The sequence below is a fragment of the Nitrococcus sp. genome, from assembly GCF_059432795.1.
In genome coordinates, this window is sequence record NZ_JBXWZQ010000142.1 from 1 (window position 1) to 4647 (window position 4647).

The following is a 4647-nucleotide window of genomic DNA, read 5'->3' on the forward strand; positions in this document are numbered from 1 at the left end:
TTGGGCGGTCGCGATCGCGATTCTGGCCATAACGACGGTGATCGGCCTGAGTCTCTGGTTTTTGGGCAAACCTCTGGCCAATCAGCTCGCGCTTCTGGCAGAGCGCCTGCCGCAGGATATCGCACAGGTCAATGCCCGGCTGCAGGAGATCCAGTGGGTGAGCGCGCTCGTCCAGAGGCTGCCTGCACCAGAGCGCTTCTTCGCGCTGAACCACGACCTCATGCCGCGGCTTTTCGGGCTGTTTTCTACCGCAGCGGGCGCGCTCACGAGCTTGTTGATCATCGTTTTCGTGGGTCTGTATCTGGCGCTTGATCCATTCGTCTATATCGCGGCGGCAAGACGTTTGATTCCCCCCGGCGGGCGCCCGCGAGCCGACCAAGTCATCAGCGCGATCGTTGCGGCTCTGCGTCACTGGCTCGTCGGCCGGCTATCTTCGATGATCATCGTCGGAATCCTGACGGGATCGGGGCTCTGGGCCATCAGTATGCCGGTGGCGGTATCACTGGGCTTCATCACCGGGTTGTTGGTTTTTGTGCCCTATATCGGCCCGATCCTGTCCTTGATACCCGCACTGCTGGTGGCCTTGACCATGAGCGTGTCGATGGTCGTCTACGTCATTATTCTCTATGTCGGCGTCCAGCTTCTGGAAAGCTATTTCATTACGCCGCTCATCCAGGAACGTACCGTGTCACTCCCGCCCGCTTTTTTGATCAGTGCGCAAGTGATCAGCGGGGTGCTCTTCGGGATGCTGGGCATCGTGCTGGCGGTGCCCCTCACTGTCGCAGCCACCGTCATCGTTCAGATGCTCTACATCGAGGATCTCCTCGGTGACACGGGCACGCCCGTATTGGGCGATGCGCCCTTGCTCAGGCGCAAACCACGCGGCATCGCTGCCTCGCGGCGCTGAGGGAGGGTCGATCAACGGTGGGATTCGGCTCATCGACCGTTGAGGCTGAAACGTCCCGGTCCAATGAGTGCGAGTGCGATCGCGGTGAAAAGGTACATGCCGTCGAGTTCGAGCAGCCAACCGCCATGCGCGTTCAATTGAAATAAATCGCCCATGTGAGCCAGCGCAAACGCGAAAATCATGTTGATCGTGATCAGCAGAGCGCCAATGCGCGCATACCAGCCGATCACCAGCAGAATGGGGCCGACGATCTCGCCGAGAAAAACACCATAAGCCAGCGTGCCCGGCAAGCCGGCATTCACTACCATGCCTTCGATTCCGCCGATTCCGTGCAGCAGTTTATTTATACCGTGCAAGAGCACGAGCAGCCCAAGTGCCACCCGCAGTATCAACTTTCCGGTATCGGTCATGACATGGTCCATGTCGGAACTCCTTCTATTGTTATGCCGATTTATCCATTCTCACATGATAGCCGCGATCGGGCGCGGATGTGCTTGTCATCGAAAACCTTCCAGGCCGCGCAAGAAATCCTCGTTTGTAAGCCTTGACCCGTGCGAATACGTCGTGAGCATTGCGCGGGCATCTCGCCTGTCAATTTCCGAGAGCAAAAAATGGTTGGATAGAGAAATAAAGAATGACCGCAACGATAGCAACGTACAACAGCATCCTCAACGGCTCGCTGCGAATGGTGCTGATTAGCGTTTTTGCGTTTCCTTGTCGCCTTCGCCGCGCGTGCTCGGCGCGTACGCGCCGGCGGCGTTCTCGTTGGTAGCGGCCCATGAGGCGCTGCGCATTCGCCGCTTGGCGTTCGTCTTTGAGCCAGATGGCGCCCATCGATATACCCCATCGGCCGGGGGGTGTCTCGTAAAACGCGATGTCATTCGCGCTCAAGAGCTCTCGAACCTCTTGCGCCTCGTCTTCGGGCACGCCGCGTAGATTCAGCAGAACAGTGGACATAATGGCTTCTCTCGCAGCGGTTGGTGGTCGGGACGGTGAAAACGAACATGTCCGCCTTCAGCATTCGGATTTACCTCACTTCTGCCCTTGCCCTCGCGCCGTATGTCCCGGTAACTCCGCGATATCGGCTACCGTGATTCGGGAGTAAGCGCGTTATATCGGCAGTCTAATTGAATAAGTCAACGGTGCGCCTGTCCGCTAGGGAAGGCGTTTAAATCCAAATATTAGGCGCTGAGGCGCTATGCGCGGCCCCGCAAGGAGAAGGAGATCATCGCGCTCGAACGCGGCGATGATTTCAGACGCAGCACAGACTGGCCGCCCGAAGAGAGGGATTTCGTATGTTAAATGCCGTCCTTTTCGTATTGGTCTGGCTTTTCTTCGGTAACTCGATCTGCATCGGCACGCTCTTTTTCGCGCCCCGCACGAATGCGAAGCGCTGCGCGGCTATCCATGCACTCGGTCCATTCGGGATCGTAGCGGCAATCGAGCCGATCCGCCACCAGTTCAAAGCCCATTAGTGTCGCGCCGTGACCCGCCGGCCGAGCGAGGCGCGCCTGGCTCTCGCTCGCCGCGCGGCCAACGGAGCGCCGTCGACCCTTGCGCCATTGCCACGTTGATCGTTCGACACTGGTGCGTGTCGAGGGCACTCGGCGGCCTCGCCGGTTGTGGCCAGATCCGACGCCGACTGGCGTAAGAGAGTCGAGCAAGCGTCAGAGTCGATTCAATGACACGCGCCATCGGGGTGGGTCTTTGCCTTGAGCAAGCAGGAAGCCGTGCGGGATAGAAACCCTACATGGCTCAAACGAAACACACGGAGCTTCGTTATGGCGACCATATACGTGACCATCACGGACCAACCGGGAAACGATATAGATATCAGCATCGATACGCACGAAAGTGTGCCGCAAGACCCTCAAGAGTGGTCTCCCGCCCAAATCCTTGGTAAGCATCTTCACGACTACATTGTTTGCCTGCAAAAAGGCACGAGCGCCGAAGAGGTAAGAAAGCTTCAATTGCATTAAAGGCCGGCCAACCCCCGCGCTTGAGTGACGGGCCCGGATCCGAAGCGGCGCGGGGGTGGTGCCGTAAAAGACAAAACGGCAGTCGGATCGGTCGGGATATTCCTGTTGAATCACGATGCCTTGCTGCCAATGAGCAACGCGGCGATTATTCGCGGAGGCGAGTGGCGCGGGAGAGCATCGACGTTCTCCGTGCCATTTCCCCGCGCATCGCGGGGCACATAGAAACCGTTGTCTTCGCACAGCCGGGTATGGCTGCCGAGAGGAATGGCGCGTGGGCCGGCATTAGTTTATCCTTGGATACTGCGCTGTTTATGCTGATATCCGCCAAGGGCTTTGCGTTGAGCTCATTGTCAATTCAGAAAAAGGATTTGTACGACAAGGGGGCGCTATTCTCTGCAGGCAGGGGTTTTCTTCGCCATCGTTACCCCACGGCCTGTCGAACGTGCCGCTTCTCGCACTCACTTCCAAGTGCAAGCGTATAATCCGCGATCACATCACCTCCCGCCGGTCAGGGTTGATCCAAGAACTGCACAAGAATCAGCGGCTGCCAGGGAATGAAGCAGTCAGCGCAAAACGCAACGCCTCTCCCGATATCGGGTGGGCAAGCTCAGCTCAGATGTCGGCTACAGCGTTAATTGATCCACAAAACGCGAGGGGGGAATTGAGCGGCAAGCAGGCCATCTATATACTGTATTTGAGTAGGTCAAATTCGTCGAACAAGTTGAGCTGAAAACATGATGAATCTGTCGAAATATACCGTTAAGGACTTGGAGAGGCTCAAGAGGGAGATCGATAAAGAAATTACGTCGCGACGCAAGCAAGAAGAAAGGCAGGCGCGAGAAGAGCTCAAGGAGGTCGCCGCCAGATACGGTTTCAGCTTGAATGAGCTGGTAGGTGGAGTAACTGTGTCCAAGGGGCGTTCGCAAGGAAAATCCCAGGATAAGTTCCGCCACCCGCGGGATCCGAGTAAAACCTGGACGGGTCGGGGACGGAAACCGAAATGGGTGAAGGAATGGGAAGCGGCCGGATGTTCAATCGACGATTTGAGCGCCGCATAATAGAGCGCTTCGGGCGAGCGGACAACCAGCAGGATATTTCATAGTGTTTGGGTAGGCTGCAGTGGACCGCTGACGAGAGCATGGATGCCTCTACACGCTTGCCGAGCTCGTCTAGCCGCGATCGATCTCGACGGCGCGCGGCTGCCGTAGGCAGCCGCACACTCAATCCCGATTGAGGCTCGAGGCCAAACCGGAATTCCCGTCGAACATTTCCAAGGGGGCGCAATGACCACGGGCCGCAAGAAATTCGGGCCGGGGCGCATTGCCGCAATTCGGATCTCCCAAGCGGTTGTCTACGCTGTTGTAGAACGAAGAAGAGGTTCGCCCGTAGCCAGGGTGAAAGGTTTTTGTTCGAGGCGTGCAGCGTATTGCATTCGAACAGAAGCAACGATCCTGGCGGCCCTTTGGGGGCCTGTATGCCGCCCTGGTTAACCAAGCGCTCCAGCGACTGCCGATCGGGTATGCCGACGCGCTGGCTTTTCAATGAAGTCTTCCAGGTGTCCTGGGGTGTTTTACCGACGCAGGGAACGAAAGGCTGGTGGGAGCCGGGGATGAGCATCTGCGGCCCGTTGAACTCGTTGTTGTCGGTCAACAGCAGCGAGGCGCTGACGGCACGCATGCGCGGCATTCCATGCTCGGCGTGCCAGGTTTCGAACTCCGAGTGCCAATAGAATCCACTGCCCTGAAATCAAAACTTGTCATT

At 57.6% G+C, this 4647-nt stretch carries 6 protein-coding genes and 1 pseudogene; 3 read left to right on the forward strand and 4 right to left on the reverse strand.

Annotation, left to right across the window (positions count from 1 at the left end; all coding sequences use genetic code 11):
- On the forward strand, positions 1-907 hold a 907-nt coding region (locus tag AC52Q4_RS10405), incomplete at its 5' end, for an AI-2E family transporter (protein WP_495536730.1).
- A 29-nt stretch (positions 908-936) separates the two neighbouring features.
- Here the strand turns inward: AC52Q4_RS10405 and AC52Q4_RS10410 are convergent.
- From AC52Q4_RS10410 to AC52Q4_RS10420, 3 genes are all read right to left on the reverse strand, one after another.
- Positions 937-1329: a DoxX family protein gene (locus tag AC52Q4_RS10410; protein ID WP_495536731.1), complete on the reverse strand. Its 393-nt coding sequence runs from the start codon at positions 1327-1329 to the stop codon at positions 937-939.
- A gap of 169 nt (positions 1330-1498) precedes the next feature.
- Entirely contained in the window at positions 1499-1864 is a 366-nt protein-coding gene (locus AC52Q4_RS10415; protein ID WP_495536732.1) for a DUF6164 family protein, read from the reverse strand.
- Between the two features lie 341 nt (positions 1865-2205).
- Positions 2206-2379, reverse strand: coding sequence for a hypothetical protein (locus AC52Q4_RS10420; RefSeq protein ID WP_495536733.1), 174 nt, complete (start codon positions 2377-2379; stop codon positions 2206-2208).
- 309 nt (positions 2380-2688) lie between these two features.
- Between AC52Q4_RS10420 and AC52Q4_RS10425 the strand changes: the two genes are divergently transcribed.
- Both AC52Q4_RS10425 and AC52Q4_RS10430 read left to right on the forward strand, forming a co-directional pair.
- On the forward strand, positions 2689-2886 hold the full coding sequence (locus tag AC52Q4_RS10425) for a hypothetical protein (RefSeq protein ID WP_495536734.1): 198 nt from the start codon (positions 2689-2691) through the stop codon (positions 2884-2886).
- A gap of 734 nt (positions 2887-3620) precedes the next feature.
- Positions 3621-3944 carry an H-NS histone family protein gene (locus AC52Q4_RS10430; RefSeq protein WP_495536735.1) on the forward strand — a complete coding sequence of 108 codons (324 nt, stop codon included), beginning with the start codon at positions 3621-3623 and terminating at the stop codon, positions 3942-3944.
- A gap of 385 nt (positions 3945-4329) precedes the next feature.
- On the opposite strand, the pseudogene AC52Q4_RS10435 reads toward AC52Q4_RS10430, so the two are convergent.
- Positions 4330-4572, reverse strand: a pseudogene (locus tag AC52Q4_RS10435) (phytanoyl-CoA dioxygenase family protein); the annotation flags it as partial.
- Positions 4573-4647: the final 75 nt, after the last annotated feature.

Coding starts and splice junctions, on each gene's coding strand:
- AC52Q4_RS10410 (WP_495536731.1), bottom strand. CDS start 1,329: ATGGACCATGTCATGACCGATACCGGAAAGTTGATACTGCGGGTGGCA.
- AC52Q4_RS10425 (WP_495536734.1), top strand. CDS start 2,689: ATGGCGACCATATACGTGACCATCACGGACCAACCGGGAAACGATATA.
- AC52Q4_RS10420 (WP_495536733.1), bottom strand. CDS start 2,379: ATGGGCTTTGAACTGGTGGCGGATCGGCTCGATTGCCGCTACGATCCC.
- AC52Q4_RS10430 (WP_495536735.1), top strand. CDS start 3,621: ATGATGAATCTGTCGAAATATACCGTTAAGGACTTGGAGAGGCTCAAG.
- AC52Q4_RS10415 (WP_495536732.1), bottom strand. CDS start 1,864: ATGTCCACTGTTCTGCTGAATCTACGCGGCGTGCCCGAAGACGAGGCG.